This is a genomic window from Nocardioides luteus (assembly GCF_000960475.2).
Taxonomy (GTDB): domain Bacteria; phylum Actinomycetota; class Actinomycetes; order Propionibacteriales; family Nocardioidaceae; genus Nocardioides; species Nocardioides luteus_A.
This window is the reverse complement of sequence record NZ_JZDQ02000060.1, coordinates 1-19,080: the sequence shown is the minus strand read 5'-3', so window position 1 is coordinate 19,080 and position 19,080 is coordinate 1. Positions and strand designations below refer to the sequence as shown.

The window sequence follows — 19,080 nt, the reverse complement described above, 5'->3', positions numbered from 1 at the left end:
TTCGACGGCGTGCTGCCGGTCTCGATCGGGACGAGGTTCAAGCGGCTCGTCGAGGCCTACGCCCAGCCCCGCAAACAGCACCTCCTCGACAAGGGTGCCCCGCTGCCGCCATGGGCGCGGCTCATGGGGCAAGGGTTCGGCCGGCTCCTGGAGACCATCGACCCCGCCAGCCTGCCCAGGAACGGTGGGGATGCGACCACCATCAACGTGGTCATCTCCCTCGAGGAGCTCCGCAAGGACCTCGGCATCGCCACCCTCGGCTACGACCAGACCAACGGCACCACCATCAGTGCCGCGGAGGCGCGGCGGATGGCGTGCAACGCCACCATCATCCCCTGGGTGCTGGGCGGTGACAGCGAGGTCCTCGACGCCGGCCGCGCCAGCAGGCTCTTCCAGCCCATCCAACGCAAAGCACTCCGCCTCCAACAGAAGTGCTGCCAAGCCGAGGGCTGTGACGTGCCCCCGGAGTGGTGCGACGCCCACCACCTCGACCCCTGGGCAGCCCGAGGCAAGACCAACCTGAAGAACGGCGCGCTGCTGTGTCTGCATCATCACCGGCTGGCCCACAACCCGGCCTACATTCATGAACGACTACCGGATGGCACCATCCGATTCACCCGTCGCCCCTGACTAGCTGGGGGAGGAATCTCCACCAGGACCGGACATCAGGCTGGCTCATCACCACATCACCACATCAATGCCGACCGGTCTGGTCTCAGCGTCCATCCGTACCCCGTCCGCAGCCGGCATCGCCGCGCCCGCACGGGTACAGCCCAGTGACGATGCCTCACGGACCTTACGGCGGCGCTCTGACGGCCGCGGTGACTGGCGACCGGCCGTCTCGCCGCTGCGCTCACGGTTCCCCCTGCAGTGAATCTTTCCCACGCTCGGGAGGGTGGGGAAGGTCCGTGGCCGTTGGGAGTTCTTCGGACCAGTGGGGAGCTCCTGACGCTGCCACCTGTGGCCCTACCCCGGTCGCGTCAGCCCGCTCCCGGCTCGCGATCCGGTGGCACCTTGTGAACGGTTCACAAGGTGACGCCCACTGATGTAGGCACCCGCGAGGCGCGGTCTGCCCGGGGTGCGGCGTGGCCTACGGATACAGCGACGCCCGGAACGCTGCGGCATGCAGTGCAGCGGACTCCGGCCACTCTCGCGCCGAGAGATCGGGGCGGGCGGCGGGCGGGCCGGCGGCGACCGACTTCAGCGCGCGCTCGAGGTCGTCGATGGTGAGGGTGCCGTCGAAGAGGTGGAGCCAGCCTTCGCCGACCTCCTCGGCGAGGCGGCGGTTGACCTCGTTGTCGGGGGCGAGGACGGGGGTGTCGAGGGAGAGGGCCAGGAGCAGGGCACCGGAGTTGTGCATCGCCTTGTAGGGCAGCACCACCAGAGCGGCGGCGGCGATCTCGGCGGCCAGGGTCGTGTCGTCGGCGTAGCTCAGGTCGGCGCTGATCCGCGGATCGGCGGCCACCGCGACGCGGACCTGGTCGGCGAGGGTGGGGTCGGAGGGGGAGCCGACGAGGCGTACGTCCAGGTCCGCCTCGGGGTGTTCGGTGACCGCCGCCAGGAGCTGCTCGACGCCCTTGTAGGGCTTGATCAGGCCGAAGTAGAGGGCTCGTCGCGGGTTCCGGGTGGCCTCGGCCGTGGGCTCGATCCGGTCGAACCAGTCGCGGTAGTGGGCGTGGACGATCGTCGAGGTCGGCACGTCGAGCGGGGGAGCGGTCTGGTCGGTGAGCCGGATGACGTGCCTCGTGCGGCGTTCGAGGGCGTCGAGCAGCCGGTGGTCCCAGCGGGTCAGGCCGTCGGGGCGAGCGAGGTTGTGCCAGGTGCGTACGACCGGGGTCCGGGTCAGCCGCAGCCGGGCGAGGAACGCGGTGGTGAGCAGTCGGCGGGCCAGGCGGCGCAGTGGCGTGCCGGCCGAGGTCATCAGCAGCTCGGGCCAGTGCACGTGGAAGACGTCGTAACGGCCCGCGATGGCCCGCGCGAAGCTGAAGAGCACGACCTCGGTGTCGTCTCGCCGGTCCAGGGTCTCGACGAGCTGGACGATGTAGGGGTTGGTCGTCGCACGCAGCTCCCGGACCGACTCCAGGACCCGGACCGGCCGGTCCCGGCGCCCGTCGCGCAGCCCCTGCAGGACGGCGGACAGGGGGCGTACCGGGTGGAGGAGCTGTCGGCGGCCACCGCGCATCAGGATCTCGTACGCAGCCCCGACCGCCCCGCGACGCCAGGCCCGCTCGCGCTCCTGGCTGAGCCAGGTCCGCGCGAAGAGGGCGCGGTTGCGGATGTTGAAGTAGTAGTAGGCCGGCGACTTGGCGCGGGACCCCTCGGCGCGCTGGGTGCCGCCGCCGGCGTGGACCGCCGTGGCCCCGTCGACGACCGCGACCCGGCCGCCGAACGCCCGGACGCGGGCGCACAGGTCGACGTCCTCCCAGTAGAGGAAGTAGCGCTCGTCGAAGCCGGCCAGCCGCTCCCACAGCTCACGCGTGACCGCGAAACAGGCCCCGGTGACCCAGGGCAACGTGTCGGCCTCCGGACCCTGCTCGGCACGCCGCCGCCACGGACGCATCCTGCCGGCGTCCAGGTCGAGATCGACGCCGGCGGAGGCGACCGACCCGTCCGGGCCGAGCACGGTCGGTCCGGCGAGCAGGAGCGGTTCGGCCTCGACGGCCGCCATGAGGCGTACGGCCGACTCGGCGTCGATCGTGGCATCGGGGTTGAGGAAGAGCAGCACCTCGGCCCCTTCGGCGAGCGCGGCCGCGGCGCCGAGGTTGCAGCCGGCGCCGAAGCCGGTGTTGGTGCCCGGGAAGACCCCGGTCCAGCCCTCGCGCTCGCAGAGCGCCCTGACCGCGGCCCGGTTGGCGTCGGTCGAGTGGTTGTCGACCACGACGATCCGCGCGGGCCGCAGCTCCGCCGCGACCTGGGTCGTGTGCCGCTCGAGCAGGGCAGGACCGCCGTAGCCGACCACGACCACGGCGAGCCGCCCGAGGTCGCTCACGACGCGCCGTCCAGCGCGCGCAGCTCACGCCACCACTTGCGCAGCGCGATGGCCAGGGCGGCGGCGTTGCAGGCGAAGACCAGCGCATAGGTCCACCAGAAGAGCATTCCGAACCCGAGCAGCACGAACATCCAGCACTGCGCGCCGTAGTCCATCGGCAGCAGCGCCCACTTGCGCAGCGGGTTCTCGCGGACCGCCGTCGACGGCGACCCGGAGGAGGCGGGGCGCAGGGTCGGCATCAGTATCAGCCCGAAGTACGTCACCACCGCAACCACCTCGAAGCCCAGCGGCACCAGCAGCCAGCCGTCGGCGTCCGGACCGAAGCGGTAGCAGGAGACGAGCACGGCCAGATGCAGACCGGCGGTCTTGAAGCAGTCGATGGTGTGGTCGAGCCACTCGCCCGAACGCGACCCGCCGCCACGCAGCCGGGCGAGCTGCCCGTCGGAGGAGTCGAGCACGTAGCCCGCGGCCAGCAGCACCGCGACCAGGAGTCCGGTCCACCAGCGCGGCTCGACCAGCGCGAGCACCGCCAGCCCGGCCGCCGAGAGCGTCGCGCTCAGCGTTGTCACCTGGTTCGGCGTCGCGCCGAGCGTGTGCGCGGCCGCGGCGACGACCCGGCCGGCCGGCCGGTTGACGAGCCGCGAGTAGGCCGCGGTGTTGAGCGACGGCTTCTGCGCCTGACCGAGCGCCTCCAGATGCGTACGGAACCCGCCAGGGGCGCGTTCGGCGCCGGTCGCGGCCATGCTCGATCCTGCTTTGCTGATGCGTGGGGGAGGGACATCGGGACCCTAGATCACGCCCGGCCGTCACCGGTCGTGGAGACCGTCCGCTCCCCAGATCTGGGTAGGACTTTGCCAGGACCTTCGGCCCGGGGTGTTCGGGTGGCCTACCTTTGCTCATCATGCGTTTGTTGGTCGCCCACCCGTCGCCGGACGTCTACGGCTCCGATCTTCAGCTGGTCGAGACGGTGCGTGGGCTGCACCAGGCGGGGCAGCGGGTCACCGTCGTCGTACCCGCGCACGGACCCCTGATCCCGCTGCTCGAGGACGCCGGCGCGAGCGTCGAGGTGATGCCCTTCCCGGTGCTGCGCAAGGCCTACCTCAGCCTTACCGGACTGGTCCGGCTGGCCGCCGCGCTGACCGTCTTCTGGGTGCGCGCGGCGCGGCTGTGGCGTCGGGTCCGGCCGAGCCGGCTGCTGGTCAACACCGTGACGATCCCGTGGTGGATCCTCGTCGCCCGCGCCGCCCGCGTCCCCGTGGTCTGCCACGTGCACGAGGCCGAGGACGACCAGCCGAGGCCCGTACGCCTCGCCCTGACCGCTCCTCTCCTGCTGGCCACCCGGGTGGTGGCCAACTCGCGGGCGTCGCGCGATGTGCTGGTGCGCACGGTGAGCGCGCTGGGGCGGCGTACGACGGTCGTCTACAACGGGGTGCCGGGACCGGAATCCGTCGCCGCTGCGCGCAGCCGGACACCGAACGGGCCGCTGCGGCTGGTGCTGGTCGGGCGGCTCTCGCCGCGCAAGGGGACCGACGTGACCCTCGAGGCGCTCGCCGAGGTGCGCCGGCGCGGGATCGACGCGCGGCTGCGGGTGTGCGGGTCGGTCTTCGCGGGCTATGAGTGGTTCGAGCAGGAGCTCCGCTCCCGTGCGTCCGACAGCGACCTGGCCGGCAGCGTCGAGTTCCTCGGCTATGTCGCGGAGCCCGCCCGTGAGCTCGAGCAGGCCGACGTGGTGCTGGTGCCGTCCCGGGTCGAGCCGTTCGGGAACGTCGCCGTCGAGGCGCTGCTCGCCGAGCGGCCGCTGGTCGCGAGCCGGGTGCAGGGGCTGGCCGAGATCGTCACCGACGGCGAGACCGGTCTGCTCGTGACCCCCGGCGACGCCGGCGACCTCGCCGACGCGATCCAGCGGCTCGCCGCCGACCCGGCCCTGGCCGCCGAACTGGCTTCCGCCGGACGCAAGGACGCCGAGGAGCGCTTCGGCGCCGAGCGCTACCGCGACGAGATCGCCGCCGAGGTGCTCGGTTGAGTCTGGGGAGGAGTGCGGCCCGCGGCGGGATGGTGGTGCTCGGCGGGCAGGGCGTACGCATCGTGGTGCAGGTCGCCTCGGTCGCCGTGCTCTCCCGGCTGCTCAGCCCCCGCGACTACGGCCTGGTCGCGATGGTCCTGGCGGTCATCGCGGTCGCCGAGATCTTCCGTGACCTCGGGCTCTCGACCGCCGCGGTCCAGGCCAAGGTGCTGACCCGCGAGCAGCAGACGAACCTGTGGTGGCTCAACACCGCCCTCGGCGCCGGCCTGGCGCTCGTCGCCGTCGCGGCCGCCCCGCTGGTCGCCGCCCTCTACGACGAGCCGGCCCTGACGACCCTGACCGTCGCGATGTCGGGGATGTTCGTCCTCAACGGCATGGGCGCCCAGTACCGCGCCGACCTCACCCGCCGGATGCTCTTCACCCGGCTCGCCGCCGCCACGACCCTGGCGCCGCTGGTCGCCCTCGGGATCGCGGCGTACGCCGCGGCCCACGGCGCCGGCTACTGGGCCCTCGTCGTCCAGCAGCTGGTCCAGGGCGTGGTCGCCCTGGTGGCCATCGGACTCTTCGCCGGCTGGCTCCCCGGCCGCCCGCGACGCGGCGTGGAGATGGGCGAGTTCCTCCGTTTCGGCTGGTCGCTGGCCGGGACCCAGCTGATCAACTACGCCGCCAGCAACATCGACTCGTTGCTCATCGGCACCCGCCTCGGTGCCCACCAGCTCGGCTCCTACAACCGCGCCTGGCAGCTGCTGATGAACCCGCTGGTCCAGCTGCGCGGCCCCACCACGACCGTGGCGCTGCCGGTGCTGAGCCGGATCCGGGACAACCCGGCGCTGACCCAGCGGTTCGTGCAGCGCGGCCAGGTCGCGCTCGGCTACAGCCTCGGCGCCGGGCTCGGCCTGCTGGCCGGCGCGGCCGCACCGGTCTGCGCCCTCTTCCTCGGCCCCGGCTGGGACGTCGCCGGCGTCTTCGCCCTGCTCGCCTGCGCGGGTCTGTTCCAGACGCTGGCCTACGTCGGCTACTGGGTCTACCTCGCCCACGGCCTGACCACCGAGCTGCGCCACTACACCCTGGTCGCCTCGGCCCTGAAGGTCGTCTGCGTGCTCGTCGGGGTGCGCTACGGGATCACCGGCGTCGCGTTCGGCTACGCGACCGCCCACCTGCTGGAGTGGCCGCTGTCGCTGTGGTGGATCTCCCGCCGCACCCAGCTCCGCGTCGGCCCGCTCTATCTCGGTGCGGCCCGCATCCTGCTGGTTGCCGGTGCCGTCGCGGCCGCCGCGTACGCCACCGCCCAGGCCCTCCACGGGCAGCACCCCGGGGTCACGGTGCCGGTCTGTGTGGTGGCCGGGGCCGCGGCGTACGCGCTGCTTCTGCTCGTCCCGCCGATCCGTCACGACGTGATGTCGCTGGTGGTGACAGTGCGGGGCGCGATCGGGCCCCGCCTGCCAGGTCGGGTCGTCAGCCGCGGGTGAGCGTCACCGGGCGGCCGGTGTCGTCCCAGACGTTGCCGGAGTGGGTGATCTTCGTCGAGGACGGGTGGATGATCGCGCAGCCGTCGACGCGCTGGTCGCTGAGGAACCGGTTGTCGCGGATCACCGTGCCGCGGATCGGGCCCCGGCTCTTCTCGGCGATGTTGACGGTGCAGCCGCCTCCGCCGAGCAGGTTGTCGCGGATCGTGACGTCGCTGACGTCGCCGATGCTCTGGGTGATCTGCACACCCGCGTTGTAGGCGCCGTCGAACCGATTGTCAGCGATCGTGATGTTGCTGCCGCCGATGATCTGGATCGAGTCGTCGTGGGAGGCCCCGCCGTCCTGGTAGGGGTCGTTCTCGAAGTGGTAGTTGTCGTGCAGCCAGTTGTCGCGCACGGTCACGTTGCTGCCGGTGATGTGCACCTGGTCGGTGACGTGGTGGATCTCGGAGCTCTCCAGGGTGAAGTCGTGGCCGACCACCCCGTTGACGCCCGGCGCGGCGTTCTCGGCCGTCACCTCGACGTTGCTGACCAGCATCCCCGCGCCGTTGCCGTTGTTGTTGGAGATCCCGGCGGTCTCCGAGCCGGTCGGCACGATCACCAAGGTGTTGCGGATCGTCACGTTCGGCGCCTCGACGCTGATCCGTCCATGGACCTCGAGACCGTCGACCACCTCTCCTGGCGTCCTGATGACCAGGTCGCCACGGTGGACGCGCAGCTTCTTCTTCGGAGGTACGCCGGTGTCGCGCGGCCCCGGCGAGTCCCCACGCGGAGGAGGCGAGCTCAGCGGCTCGCCCTCGCGCGGCTCCTGGCCGGAGGGCCGGTCGCCGGACCGGTTCGACCGGTCCGAGGGTCGCGTCGACGGGCTCGCCGAGGGTTTGGTCGAGCTGGTCGAGGAGGCGGACGGGGACACCGACGACGACGGGGCGGGGGTCAACGTCACCGGCCCGCCGAAGTCGTCGGGAGGCAGATTGGAGTAGTTCCGCTCCGTACGCGGCGCGGGATCCTCGGGCTTGCCTCTGGTCAGCACATAGGTCGAGGACAGCGCGACCACGGTGAGGACCGCGGCGATGCCGAGGAGGAGGATCCGGGACGGGCCGGGCGGGACAGCCAAAGACATGTGCCTTCCTGTGGACTGTGCAGCCTACTGACGCTGCGGGAGTCTGCACCACGCAGTTTGCGCGGGTTGGGCACATGGGTCCAACACATACCCGATTCAGGGGATGGGAAGGGCGATTCGCGGGCGGATGGCTGCGGTCCTCCGCGACACTGCCGTGTCGCGGCCGAGGGAGCCGCCTTGTGCAGGGATGGATGATGACGCGGATTCACGAGTGGCGTCTGCTCGCGGCCGGGGCGGCCGCAGCTGTTCTCGGGGTGAGCAGCCTGGTCATGTCGGGAGGGGCGACGGCGGACACGGCTCCGGTCGACCCGGAGCTGCCGGAGACGGTCTCGGCGGACGTACTCCCGACGGTGCAGATCGACGGGGTCGCCTGGAAGCAGGTGATCGTCGGCGACACCGTCTACGTCGGCGGCAACTTCACCTCGGCCCGCCCGGCGGGCGCCGCGGCCGGGACGAACGAGACGCCGCGCGCCAACCTGCTGGCCTACCGGCTCTCCACCGGTGAGCTGATCGGCAGCTTCGCGCCGACGCTCAACGGCCAGGTCAAGGACATGGCGCTCTCGCCCGACAAGTCCCTGCTCTATCTCGCCGGCAGCTTCACCCAGATCAACGGGGTCAACCGCTACCGCGGGGCCGCGATCAATCTGGCCACGGGCGCGCTGACCAGCTTCCGGCCGATCTTCAACTCGACCACCAACGCGGTCGCGGCGACAGCGGACGCGGTCTTCTACGGCGGCATCTTCACCTCCGCCGACAACACCGCGCGTACGAAGGTGGCCGCGGTCAAGCCGGCCGACACCGGCACCCAGCTGCTGCCGATGAACCCGACCGTCTCCAACGGCAACGTGCAGGACATCGTGGTCTCGCCCGACGGCGCCGACATCGTGATCGGCGGCAACTTCACCCGGGTCAACGGCCTGTCCAGCCCGGGCTACGGCCTGGCCCGGATCAAGGTAGCGACCGGCGCCTCGATGTCGCTCCCGGTCAACACCGAGGTCCGCAACGCCGGCTCCAACTCGGCGATCCTCGCCCTGGAGAGCGACGGCACCAGCTTCTACGGCAGCGGCTATCACTACGGCACCGGTGGCAACCTGGAGGGCTCCTTCAAGTCCGACTGGGCCACCGGCAAGCTGACCTGGCTCGAGGACTGCCACGGCGACACCTACTCGATCTGGCCCACCGCCAACACGGTCTACCAGGCCAGCCACAAGCACTACTGCGGCAACTCCGGCGGCTTCCCGGAGACCAGCCCGCGCAGCTTCCAGCACTCGACCGCGGTCACCCAGGCCGTACGCGGCACCAACACCCGCGACATCTACGGCTACCCCGACCACCCCGGCACCCCGCGGCCGGAGTTCCTGGAGTGGTACCCGAAGTGGACCCCGGGCACCTTCACCGGCTCCAACCAGGCACCCTGGACGGTGGCGGCCAACGCCGACTACGTCGTCTACGGCGGCGAGTTCCTCAAGGTCAACGGTGTCGCCCAGCAGGGCCTGGTCCGCTTCGCGGTCAAGACGATCGCACCCAACGACGTCGGTCCGGCCCTGTCCGGCGCCGACTTCGGGCTCACCGCGACCTCGCCCGCCGACGGCCAGGTCCGGCTGACCTGGCCCGGCAATGCGGACATGGACAACGCGACCGTGACCTACAAGGTCTACCGCGGCTCGACCGACGCCGCGCCGATCCACACGAAGGGCGTCACGGCGGCGTTCTGGAAGCAGACCACGCAGAGCTTCCTCGACACCGCGGCGCCCCCGGGCACCACCCAGAGCTACCGCGTCGTCGCCGAGGACGCCTTCGGCAACCAGTCGCCGACCGAGTGGGTCACCGTCGACGTCGCCGGCGTGCCGGCGCCGCCCGACGAGGGCGTCGTCGCCGCCGACACCTTCGAGCGGGCCGAGTCGAGCGGCTGGGGCACGGCCGACACCGGCGGCGCCTGGACCCGCACCACCGGCACCGCGGGCAACTTCTCGGTCTCCGGCGGGCGCGGTCTGCACGCGGTCACCGCGGGTGGCACCACCGAGTCCCGGCTCGGCGAGGTCTCGGCGACCGACGTCGACGCGACCGTCAGCGTCGGAGTCTCCCGGCTCCCCGACGCCGGCTACGTCTGGTCGATCCTCGGCGCCCGCGTCTCCGGCACCGACCACTACGCCTCGCGGCTCCGGTTGAACCCGGACGGCACCGTCGGCATCCATCTCGTACGCAGCGGCACCCCGGTCGTCGGCGCCAACGTCGTCCCGGGCCTGAGCGTGGCCGCCGGGGACCGGCTCATGGTCCGTCTCCAGGTCACCGGCACCGCACCCGCGACCGTGCGCACCAAGGTGTGGCCGGCCGGCTCCGCGGAGCCGTCGGGATGGACGTACGAGCTCTCCGACTCGACCGCCGCCAACCAGGTGCCCGGTGGCGTGATGCTGCGCGGCTTCGGCGCCTCGACGATCGGCACCACGCCGGTCGTGGTGAGCTACGACGACCTGAAGGTGCTCGAGCCGTAGGCGGCGTACCCGATCTTGGGGAGTGGGCGGCTGGATCGCCCCGCGGGCGTCGGACATGGGCTTCAATACATCGTCTTCGAATAGAACCCTTGTCCGACCCCGCCCGCGGAAGATCCCCCATGCTCAGTCACATCCCGCGTTCGAGGATGTACGTCGCGGCAGCCGTCGCTGCCGTCGTCCTCGTGAGCGTCGCGGTCGCGCTCGTCCTGCGGCAGTCGTCCGGCCCGGCCGATGCCGGGGCCGACTCGACGGTGGCTGCCGCGCCCTCCCCGACGGCGACCCCGTCCGAGAAGGGCTCCGCCTCGGACTCCGGCTCGGAGGACGCAGAGCCGGGGAAGCCGTCGGGCGACAATCGCGCGGTCGGCCTGAAGGCCGAGGCGACCTCGGCCCCGGGCGTGACGGCGCGGCTGGCCAGGATCGACTCCGTCCAGGCCACCGCGAGCCTGCCCGGTGAGATCGGCGGTCCGGCGCTCGCGATCACCGTCAAGGTGAAGAACCAGACCGGGAAGAAGCTCGACCTGAGCCTCGGTGTGGTCAACGCCTACTACGGTCCCGAGCGCACCCCGGCGGTGAGCGTCGCCTCCGACGGCGAGGTGCCGTTCCCGGCCTCGGTCGCCGCCGGTGAGTCCGCCAAGGGCGTCTACGTCTTCCAGATCCCCGAGGAAGCCCGCCCCGTACGCGTCGAGCTCGATCTGGGCAACGGCGCCGACGTGGTCGTCTTCAAGGGCCGACCCCAGCGATAGACCTCCCCCACGATGAGAGATGTGATGAAGCCGATCCTGGCTGTGCTGGCGCTCGTGACCACGAGCCTGACCCTGGCGACGACCTCCGCCTCCGCGGACACCGCGCCGCTCGACACCGACCTCCCGACGACGGTCTCCGCCGACGTACTTCCGACCGTGCAGATCGACGGCGTCGCCTGGAAGCAGGTGATCGTCGGCGACATCGTCTACGTCGGCGGCAGCTTCACCTCGGCCCGCCCGGCGGGCGCCGCGGCCGGCACCAGCGAGACGCCGCGGTCCAACATGCTGGCCTACCGGCTCTCGACCGGGAAGCTGATCGACACCTTCGCGCCGAAGTTCAACGGCCAGGTCAAGGACCTGGCGCTCTCGCCCGACAAGAAGCTGCTCTACGTCGCCGGCGGCTTCACCCAGGTCGACGGCGCCAACCGCTACCGGGCGGCCGCGATCGACCTCGCGACCGGTAAGGCGACGAGCTTCCGGCCGATCTTCAACTCGACGACCAACGCGGTCGCGGCCACCTCCAGCGCAGTCTTCTACGGCGGCGTGTTCACCTCGGCCGACAAGACCGCGCGCACGAAGGTGGCCGCGGTCAAGCCCGGCGACACCGGCACCAGCCTGCTGCCGATGAACCCGAAGGTCGCCGGCGGCAACGTCAACGACCTCGTGGTCTCCTCCGACGGCACCAAGATCGTCATCGGCGGGGCGTTCACCAGCGTCAACGGCTCCTCGAAGCCGGGCTACGGCCTGGCTCGGCTCGAGGTCTCCTCGGGCAGCTCGCTGGCGCTCCCGGTCAACGACGAGGTCCGCAACGGCGGCAGCGAGGCCGCGATCCTCTCGCTCGAGTCCGACGGCACCAGCTTCTACGGCTCCGGTTACGACTACGGCAGCGGCGGCAACATCGAGGGTTCCTTCAAGGCCGACTGGGCCACCGGCAAGCTGACCTGGCTCGAGGACTGCCACGGCGACACCTACGCCGTCTGGCCGACCGCCAAGACCGTCTACCAGGCCAGCCACAAGCACGGCTGCGACACCTCCGGTGGCTTCCCCGAGACCAAGCCGCGTAGCTTCCAGCACTCCACCGCCACCACCCAGGACGTACGCGGCACCAACATCGCCGACGACCAGTACGGCTACCCCGACCACCCCGGCACCCCGCGCCCGGAGTTCCTGGAGTGGTATCCGAAGTGGACCAACGGCACCTACACCAGCGCCCAGCAGTCGACCTGGACCGTGACCGCCAACGCCAGCTACGTGATCTACGGCGGTGAGTTCCTCAAGGTCAACGGCGTCGCCCAGCAGGGTCTGGTGCGGTTCGCCGTCAAGGACATCGCCCCCAACAAGGTCGGCCCGACGCTCAAGGGCGCGAAGTGGGCGCTGACCGGCTCCTCGCCCTCCGCGGGCAAGGCGACGCTGAAGTGGCCGGGCAACTCCGACAAGGACAACGCGACCGTCACCTACAAGCTCTACCGCGGCTCGCTCGACTCCACGCCGATCAAGACCGTGAAGGTCTCGGCTCCGTTCTGGAAGCACACCGCGATGACCTTCACCGACACCGGCCGCGCCAGCGGCTCGGCGCAGAAGTACAAGATCGAGGCAGTCGACCCGCTCGGCAACATCTCCCGCTCCGACTGGGTGACGGTCACGATCAAGTGATCTGGGTCTGCATGCTCACCTATCGGCGCCCCGAGGGGCTGGCCGAGGCGATCGGCATGCTTCGGACCCAGCTCGACCTCGTTCCTGACGCGCGGCTGCTCGTGGTGGACAACGACGAGCAGCCGAGCGCCTCTGGCGCTGTGGCCGAGGCGGCCGGGGGTGACGTACGCGTGCGGTATGTGCACGAGCCGGCCCCCGGCATCGCCGCGGCACGCAACCGGGCGCTGGACGAGGCCGGTCCGGACGCTGTCGTCGTCTTCATCGACGACGACGAGCAGCCGTCGGAGAAGTGGCTGCCGACGCTGCTCGCGTGCTGGGAGGAGACCGGCGCCGCGGCGGTCGTCGGGCCGGTGGTCTCCCGCTTCGCGGCCGAGCCGGATCCGTGGATCACCGCGGGCGGCTTCTTCCGGCGGCTGCGGCACCCGACCGGCACCGTGGTCACCACCGCGGCGACCAACAACCTCCTCCTCGACACGGCTCGGATCGGCGGGCTCCGTTTCGACCTCGGCTTCGGCCTCTCCGGGGGCTCCGACACCGTCTTCACCCGCACCCTCTCGGCTACCGGCGGTCGGATCGTGTGGTGCGACGAGGCTCCCGTCCACGACCTGGTGCCGGCCGACCGGGCGACCCGGGAATGGGTACGCGCCCGAGCCTCCCGCATCGGCAACTCGGACTCACGGGTGCAGGTCTATCTCGCGCCGGCGGGCCGCCGTCCGATCGCCCGGCTACGCGCCACCGCTCGCGGCCTCGTCCGTGTCCTGGGCGGCTCCGCGCGTCTTGCCCTCGGCCGCCTCGTCGGCTCGCAGACCCACCACGCCCGCGGCACCCGCACCTTCCTCCGCGGCCTCGGCATGCTCCGCGGCGCCTGGGGCTCCTACGTGACCGAGTACGCCCGCTAGCGCTCGCGGCCTCGACCAGCGGCGGTCGGGGAGAGATGGCGCTTGGCAGTCCAGCGTGCGACCGGGAAGTCGAAGATGCCGCGTACGCGGCCGGTGATGAGCCGGTCGAGACCGAGCGCGAGCAGGATCGCGACGAGGGTCAGCAGCGGGACGGCGACCAGCCCGGTCCCCGGCGGCCAGTCGAGCTCGCGTCCGGTGAGAATGGCCGCGGCGGCGGTGATCGGGAAGGCGTGGACGACGTAGATCGGCAGCGTGCGGGTGCCGAGGTGGCGTACGAGATCGAGCGCCGGGATCCGGGCGATCATCACCCCGAGCCCGCAACCCGCGGCCACCGCGAGCAGGCCCAGCATCGGCCGCACGAAGATGATCCGGTCGTCGGCGACGTAGAGGAAGAACCCCAGCACCACCACGTACGCCACCCCCAGCCCGACCACGTGGACCGGCCGCATCCGAGGCACGACCGAGCGCAGCGTGGGTGCCGCGCGGGAGGCCAGCACGAAGAAGAACCAGTAGCGGAACGTCTTGTCCCAGGGGACGTCGCCGGTGGAGACCAGCCCGGCGGCGAAGACCGCGGAGCAGATCAGCGCGGTCCCGACGACGAGCCACGCGGGGAGCCGACGGGTCAGCCATCCCACGAGCGTGAACAGGCACAGCGAGTAGAGGAACCAGAGGTAGACGTTGGGCTCGACCAGCACCCGGGCGACCGTCGCGACCCCACCCGGTGGGGAGTGTGGCAGCAGTGCGCGGAAGGCGCCGAGCAGGAGGCACCACAGCAGGTAGAGGTAGATCAGGTTCAGGCAGCGGGTGCGCAGCACATCGCGCAGCGGGCGGGCGAGCAGCCCGGGAGCGAGGAGGCCGGAGAGGAAGAAGAACAGCGGCATCCGAAAGGTGTCGAGGGTGTAGGCCAGCCGCGACCACGGGCCGGCGAGGCCGACCAGGTCGAGGTTGATCACGGCGTGGAAGAGCACCACCAGGATGATCGCCAGGCCTCGTGCGGAGTCGATCCAGCCTTCACGCACGCTGCGGGCCTCCGGCGAGATAGCGACGCCGGGCGCGCCGGCCTTGATGGCCCCGGCGCCGCTGGGTCGGCCGGGACTGTGGCTTCGGTGTCGGAGGGGTCGGGTCGGCCTCCGTGCGCTGCAGCAGAAAGACCCCGAGCGCGAGCGCCAGCGGCGGCAGCGAGCTGATGATCGGGCCGAAGAAGAGGTTCCAGCCCAGCTGCAGGGCGAGGAAGATGCCGAGAGCGGCGCCGGTGCGGTGGGCCATGCTGCGGCCCAGATAACTGGTGGCGAGCCAGAGCAGCCAACCAGCAAGGACCAGCCCGGCGAGCCCGAACCAGATCCACAGGTCGCCGATGAGCGAGTGGACCTCGATCCGGGTGCCGAACATGTAGTGCTCGACGTAACCGTTGTCGGGGTCGTATCCCAGACGGGACATGCCCTGCTTGGCCGCCTGCATGTCGCTCGGCGTGGCCATGGTGCCGGCGCCGTAGCCGAACGGCTCGTGGATCATCAGGGCTACGGTGGCCCCGATCTCGGGCCGGCCGCCGAGGATGAGTGAGCCGGCGGTCTGGGTCTGCTCGACGGTGCGTTCCTGGGCCGAGGCGCCGAGATAGCCGTCCAGGGCGGCCTCCTCGAGCGACTTGTAGATGCCCAGCCCGAGAGCGCCGACCAGCACCAGGGAGAGCAGTGCGGAGGTGGTCCGCTTCGCCGTCCTCGGCCGGTGCTGCCACACCAGCAGCACTGCGGTCATGAGCAGGAACGCGCTCATCGACCGGGCCCCGGACAGTGCGCCGACCACGCTGAGCGCCCCGATCACGACCAGCTCGGCCAAGAGCTGTTTCCGCGGCCGCCGCTTGATCAGCTGGCACGCCCCCAGGAGCAGCATCGTCGCCGGGATCGAGAACCCGAACCGCCACGGTTCCTCGGCGAACTGCGGCCTCAACGTCACGGTCAAGAACGAGCCGACGGCGTAGAGGCAGACCACGGCCCCCGGCGACAGCACCCGCTGCGCCCACAACAACGCACCTACGCACAGCACCGCCGAGATCACCGGCAGGAGCTCGGTCAGCAACCCGGCCTCGGTCGGCGGATGCGTCGCCGAGCGCCACGTCGACAGCGCCAGCGCGGAGACGAGACAGGCAAGAAGAAGTACGCCACCCAGGATCACGCCGCGATAGCGGCGGGCCTCCCGGATCCAGATCGGTGCCAGGGTCGCGCCGATCAGTCCGCCGACGGTCAGCCCGCTGACCAGGGTGTAGTTGGTCCCGGCCAGGACCGCCGCGGCCGCGGCCAGCAGCGCGGTCAGCACCTCCCAGCCGGTGTGGTCGGCGCGTACGTTCCGCTTCGCAGACTCTGCGCGGACCGCCGTCGCGACGGCCATGCTCAGCCTCCGGCAGCAGGATGGCCGTGCTGCGGCACCCGGGGACGTACGAGACCCAGGCCGGTGAGGAGGCGGGCGAGCCAGCCCTGCTCCGGCTGGCCGTAGTAGGTGTGCGCGGCGGTGTCACGGACCTGGTTGGCGACGATGCCGAGGCAGCGGGCGTCGACGTTCTCGAGGCTGTCGATGGCCTCCAGGACCTGGGGACGGTGGATGGTGCGGCAGTTGGCGACCACCAGAGCGCCGTCGGTGAGCCGCGACAGGATCGCGCCGTCGGCGACCGGGAGCAGCGGCGGCGAGTCGAGGATGACCACGTCGTAGCTCGCCCGCGCCTCCTCCAGCAGGTCGGCCATCCGCGGCGAGCCGATCAGCTGCGCGGGGTTGGGCGGGATCTCGCCCATGGTGAGCACGTGCAGGTTGGCGTCGCCCCAGACTTGGACGACCTCGTCGAGCTCGGCCTTGCCGATCAGCACCGTGGTCAGCCCGGCCGCACCCTCCAGACCGCAGTAGTCGGCGACCGCGGGGCGGCGCATGTCGGCGTCGACGAGCAGCACCCGCTGGCCCTGCTCGGCGATCGCCAGCGCCAGGTTGATCGACGTCGTCGACTTCCCTTCACCGCCGATCGAGGAGGTCACCACGATCGAGCGGACCGGGGAGGAGGCGTCGAGATACTGCAGGTTGGTCTGCAGCCTCCGGTAGGCCTCGGCGGCGACGTTGTGCGGGTCGATGGCGGTGACCGCGCCGCTCGACCGCCGCCGGCCGCGGCGCCGCGGGATGGCCCCGAGCAACCCCACGTCGGTGAGCTGCTCGATCTCGGCCGCGGTCCGGACCCGGGTGTCGAGGAGCGCACGGACCACCGCGATCGCGACGCCGAGCCCGAAGCCGGCGGCGAAGCCGACCAGAGCGGCCAGCCGCGTACGCGGCGCGAACGCCTCCTCGGGCGGGTCGGCACGGGCGACGACGGTCACCTCGACCGCGGACTTCTTGTTGGAGCTGGGGGAGAGGTTGGTGATCGTGGTGGTGAGCTCGTCGGCGACCGAGTTGGCGAGGTCGGAGGCGCCGCTGCTGGTGGTGGCCACCGCGTCGATCTCGATGATCACGGTGTCGATCGGGTTCTCGGCGGTGATCTGCTCGGCCAGCGCCTTGGGGGTGGTGTCCAGGTCGAGGTCGTAGATCACCTGGTCGAGGACGACCGGCATGGTGGCGAGCTTGGCGTAGGACTGGACGATGTCCTGGGTGAAGGTCGAGCCCTGGACCAGCTCCTGGGTGGTCGCGCCACGCGCGATCGAGACGAAGACGGTGCTCTGCGCGCGGTACTGCGGCGGGCTCGCGTGCGCCTGGGCGAACGCCACGCCGGCACCGATGATCGCGAGCACCGCGACGATGTACCACCGCTTGCGCAGGGCAGCGACATAGTCGCGCAGGTCCAACAGGTCACTCCGTCCGATGTCTGTGCCAGGCTGCTCGTCCGCGGCTCATCCGCCGAAGCGGAGCCCGAGGCAATGGGTGGCGCCGTCGAGGCAGGTCCGCGGGGCCATCGCACATCCTCACCCGATTCTGGGGATGACAGGGCCGGGTGTTCGACTCGTTCCCCCAAATGGGGGATTGATCCCCGGTCGGTTTCGGGGGCCGTAGGCCGACTGCGTAATGTCTGTTCGTCACGTTCGGGGGTTGGCCGCGTGGATGCGCGATTCCACGCTCCAGAATCGCTAGGCAACTCGAAGGTAGGCACGATGGACACCGCGACGATCCTGGTCGTCTGCACCGGGAACGTACGACGTTCGCCGGCGATCGAGGCGATGCTCCGTGAAGGCGTCGGACAGATCGGTGGGCTCGCGCGCCACGGCATCACCGTGATCTCGGCCGGCAGCGAGGCGCTCGAGGGTTACGACATGGACCCGATGATCGCCTCCGAGGTGGCTCTGGCCGGCACCCGGCTGTCCCGCCACCAGGCCTACCCCCTCGACGCTGCCGACATCGAGAGCGCCGACCTGATCATCACCGCCGAACGCTCCCACCGCACCGAGGTCGCCCGGCTGGTGCCCTCGGCGGTCAAGCGCACCTTCACCCTCGTCGAGATCGCCGCGCTCGGCGATCTGCTGGGGCGTACGGCCCTGGGCGGGCCCGCGGGCTCGGAGGCGGATGCGGCCACCCGGGTGCGTACGCTGGTCGAGCTCGCTCCGCTGCAGAGGGCCCGCCGGCGGGTCCGGCGGCCGGCCGACGATGACCTCCTCGACCTGCGGAAACGGTCGCCACGGGAGGCCCGGCGGCTGGTGACCGAGGCACGCGGCCACGTCGAGGCGCTGCTGCGGGTGCTCGAGCCGAGCCTGTCGCTGGTCAGCAAGCCTCAGCGCCCCGCTCCGCCCACCCCGGCCATCCCGGACATCCCAGCGCCCGCCGAGCCGGTCGACACCACCCAGCCCCGGCAGGCGGGTTGGCTGCGGTCGGTTTGACGCCAAGTTAGGGTTGCCTACATGAACCGTCCCGCCAGGCCTGAGACCGTCCTCGTCGTCACCGCCACCGAGCGGCTCAGTCCGACGATGATCCGGGTGAGCTTCCGTTCCGAGGACCTGGGCGCCTTCGCGTCGAGCGTGTTCACGGACCGCTACGTGAAGCTCGTCTTCCCGCAGGCGGACGGCGAGGTGGTGCGCACCTACACCGCCCTCAACCCCTCGGTCGAGGACGGCACCCTCGACATCGACTTCGTCGTCCACGGCACCGAGGGCTACGCGGGACCCTGGGCCGCCGCGGCCCAGCCCGGCGACATCCTGGTGGCCCGCGGGCCCGGCGGCGCCTACGCGCCCGACCCGGAGGCCGACTGGCACCTGATCGCCGGTGACGAGACCGCCCTGCCCGCCATCCGCGCGGCCCTGGCCGCGCTGCCGGCCGACGCCCGCGGCTACGCCGTCATCGACATCCCCGCCCCCGGTCACGAGCAGCACCTCGACCACCCGACGGGCGTCGAGGTGACCTGGCTGGTCACCGGCGGCCACACCCACCACGCCGCCGAGGACGCCGAGGGTCACGAGCAGCCGCTCGTCACCGCCATCCGCGGCCTGAAGTGGCTCGACGGCCGTGTCCACGCGTTCGTCCACGGCGAGGCCGCGGTCACGATGCACGGCATCCGCCCCTACCTCCTCAAGGAGCGCGGCGTCCCGAAGACCGATCTCTCCATCTCCGGCTACTGGCGCCGCGGCCGCACCGAGGAGACCTTCCGCGAGTGGAAGCGTCAGCTCGCCGAGGCCGAGTCCGTCTGACCGCCCAGGCCGCCGAGTCGGCTCATCCTGACCAGAATCTCCGCCGAGTCGGCTCGTCA

General features: G+C 71.3%; 15 protein-coding genes. 9 read left to right on the top strand and 6 right to left on the bottom strand.

Features of this window, described 5'->3' with window-relative positions:
- Positions 1–630, top strand: a 630-nt coding sequence (locus UG56_RS26755) for an HNH endonuclease signature motif containing protein (protein WP_143055217.1), incomplete at its 5' end; no start/stop codon positions are given.
- Positions 631–1,090: 460 nt separating this feature from the next.
- Here UG56_RS26755 and UG56_RS28725 read toward each other — a convergent pair.
- Positions 1,091–2,989 (bottom strand): glycosyltransferase, encoded by a 1,899-nt coding sequence (locus UG56_RS28725; protein WP_218145298.1) that lies wholly within the window; start codon positions 2,987–2,989, stop codon positions 1,091–1,093.
- Positions 2,986–3,732 carry a CDP-alcohol phosphatidyltransferase family protein gene (locus UG56_RS26745; protein ID WP_045552115.1) on the bottom strand — a complete coding sequence of 249 codons (747 nt, stop codon included), beginning with the start codon at positions 3,730–3,732 and terminating at the stop codon, positions 2,986–2,988. Before UG56_RS26745 ends, UG56_RS28725 begins: the two co-directional genes overlap by 4 nt.
- Before the next feature lie 158 nt (positions 3,733–3,890).
- Between UG56_RS26745 and UG56_RS26740 the strand changes: the two genes are divergently transcribed.
- Positions 3,891–5,012, top strand: coding sequence for a glycosyltransferase family 4 protein (locus UG56_RS26740; RefSeq protein WP_071327359.1), 1,122 nt, complete (start codon positions 3,891–3,893; stop codon positions 5,010–5,012).
- The gene (locus UG56_RS26735; protein WP_256206918.1) at positions 5,009–6,481 is read left to right on the top strand and encodes a lipopolysaccharide biosynthesis protein; all 1,473 of its coding nucleotides are present in this window, start codon (positions 5,009–5,011) and stop codon (positions 6,479–6,481) included. Before UG56_RS26740 ends, UG56_RS26735 begins: the two co-directional genes overlap by 4 nt.
- Here the strand turns inward: UG56_RS26735 and UG56_RS26730 are convergent.
- Positions 6,468–7,598 carry a right-handed parallel beta-helix repeat-containing protein gene (locus UG56_RS26730; protein ID WP_143055216.1) on the bottom strand — a complete coding sequence of 377 codons (1,131 nt, stop codon included), beginning with the start codon at positions 7,596–7,598 and terminating at the stop codon, positions 6,468–6,470. The genes UG56_RS26735 and UG56_RS26730 overlap by 14 nt on opposite strands.
- Positions 7,599–7,792: 194 nt before the next feature.
- Between UG56_RS26730 and UG56_RS26725 the strand changes: the two genes are divergently transcribed.
- The 4 genes from UG56_RS26725 (at position 7,793) to UG56_RS26710 (ending at position 13,385) form a co-directional block, all read left to right on the top strand.
- The gene (locus tag UG56_RS26725; RefSeq protein ID WP_071327358.1) at positions 7,793–10,090 is read left to right on the top strand and encodes a hypothetical protein; all 2,298 of its coding nucleotides are present in this window, start codon (positions 7,793–7,795) and stop codon (positions 10,088–10,090) included.
- A gap of 119 nt (positions 10,091–10,209) precedes the next feature.
- On the top strand, positions 10,210–10,833 hold the full coding sequence (locus tag UG56_RS26720) for a hypothetical protein (protein ID WP_143055215.1): 624 nt from the start codon (positions 10,210–10,212) through the stop codon (positions 10,831–10,833).
- A 24-nt stretch (positions 10,834–10,857) separates the two neighbouring features.
- Positions 10,858–12,486: a hypothetical protein gene (locus UG56_RS26715; RefSeq protein WP_052694124.1), complete on the top strand. Its 1,629-nt coding sequence runs from the start codon at positions 10,858–10,860 to the stop codon at positions 12,484–12,486.
- Between the two features lie 11 nt (positions 12,487–12,497).
- A complete protein-coding gene (locus UG56_RS26710; protein WP_045551369.1) occupies positions 12,498–13,385 on the top strand; it encodes a glycosyltransferase family 2 protein in 888 nt (295 codons plus the stop codon).
- Here the strand turns inward: UG56_RS26710 and UG56_RS26705 are convergent.
- Genes UG56_RS26705 through UG56_RS26695 form a run of 3 tightly spaced genes read right to left on the bottom strand, consistent with a single transcriptional unit; the run spans position 13,382 to position 17,194 of the window.
- Complete coding sequence (locus UG56_RS26705) at positions 13,382–14,404, bottom strand: acyltransferase family protein (protein ID WP_045551365.1); 1,023 nt, start codon at positions 14,402–14,404, stop codon at positions 13,382–13,384. The two genes, UG56_RS26710 and UG56_RS26705, sit on opposite strands and share 4 nt — an antisense overlap.
- Complete coding sequence (locus UG56_RS28580) at positions 14,397–15,767, bottom strand: O-antigen ligase family protein (RefSeq protein ID WP_045551364.1); 1,371 nt, start codon at positions 15,765–15,767, stop codon at positions 14,397–14,399. The genes UG56_RS26705 and UG56_RS28580 overlap by 8 nt, the downstream gene beginning before the upstream one ends.
- 2 nt (positions 15,768–15,769) lie before the next feature.
- A complete protein-coding gene (locus tag UG56_RS26695) occupies positions 15,770–17,194 on the bottom strand; it encodes a polysaccharide biosynthesis tyrosine autokinase (RefSeq protein ID WP_052694122.1) in 1,425 nt (474 codons plus the stop codon).
- 303 nt (positions 17,195–17,497) lie between these two features.
- Here UG56_RS26695 and UG56_RS26690 point away from each other — a divergent pair, with 303 nt between their 5' ends.
- Together UG56_RS26690 and UG56_RS26685 are read left to right on the top strand one after the other, a co-directional pair.
- Positions 17,498–18,217: an arsenate reductase/protein-tyrosine-phosphatase family protein gene (locus tag UG56_RS26690; protein ID WP_052694120.1), complete on the top strand. Its 720-nt coding sequence runs from the start codon at positions 17,498–17,500 to the stop codon at positions 18,215–18,217.
- A gap of 21 nt (positions 18,218–18,238) precedes the next feature.
- Positions 18,239–19,021 carry a siderophore-interacting protein gene (locus UG56_RS26685; RefSeq protein WP_071327357.1) on the top strand — a complete coding sequence of 261 codons (783 nt, stop codon included), beginning with the start codon at positions 18,239–18,241 and terminating at the stop codon, positions 19,019–19,021.
- Positions 19,022–19,080: the final 59 nt, after the last annotated feature.

What these genes read in the sequence shown, in the direction of transcription:
- UG56_RS26715 (WP_052694124.1), top strand. Translation starts at nt 10,858, where the DNA reads ATGAAGCCGATCCTGGCTGTGCTGGCGCTCGTGACCACGAGCCTGACC.
- UG56_RS26725 (WP_071327358.1), top strand. Translation starts at nt 7,793, where the DNA reads ATGACGCGGATTCACGAGTGGCGTCTGCTCGCGGCCGGGGCGGCCGCA.
- UG56_RS26690 (WP_052694120.1), top strand. Translation starts at nt 17,498, where the DNA reads ATGGACACCGCGACGATCCTGGTCGTCTGCACCGGGAACGTACGACGT.
- UG56_RS26740 (WP_071327359.1), top strand. Translation starts at nt 3,891, where the DNA reads ATGCGTTTGTTGGTCGCCCACCCGTCGCCGGACGTCTACGGCTCCGAT.
- UG56_RS26685 (WP_071327357.1), top strand. Translation starts at nt 18,239, where the DNA reads ATGAACCGTCCCGCCAGGCCTGAGACCGTCCTCGTCGTCACCGCCACC.
- UG56_RS26710 (WP_045551369.1), top strand. Translation starts at nt 12,498, where the DNA reads ATGCTCACCTATCGGCGCCCCGAGGGGCTGGCCGAGGCGATCGGCATG.
- UG56_RS28580 (WP_045551364.1), bottom strand. Translation starts at nt 15,767, where the DNA reads ATGGCCGTCGCGACGGCGGTCCGCGCAGAGTCTGCGAAGCGGAACGTA.
- UG56_RS26720 (WP_143055215.1), top strand. Translation starts at nt 10,210, where the DNA reads ATGCTCAGTCACATCCCGCGTTCGAGGATGTACGTCGCGGCAGCCGTC.
- UG56_RS26745 (WP_045552115.1), bottom strand. Translation starts at nt 3,732, where the DNA reads ATGGCCGCGACCGGCGCCGAACGCGCCCCTGGCGGGTTCCGTACGCAT.
- UG56_RS26730 (WP_143055216.1), bottom strand. Translation starts at nt 7,598, where the DNA reads ATGTCTTTGGCTGTCCCGCCCGGCCCGTCCCGGATCCTCCTCCTCGGC.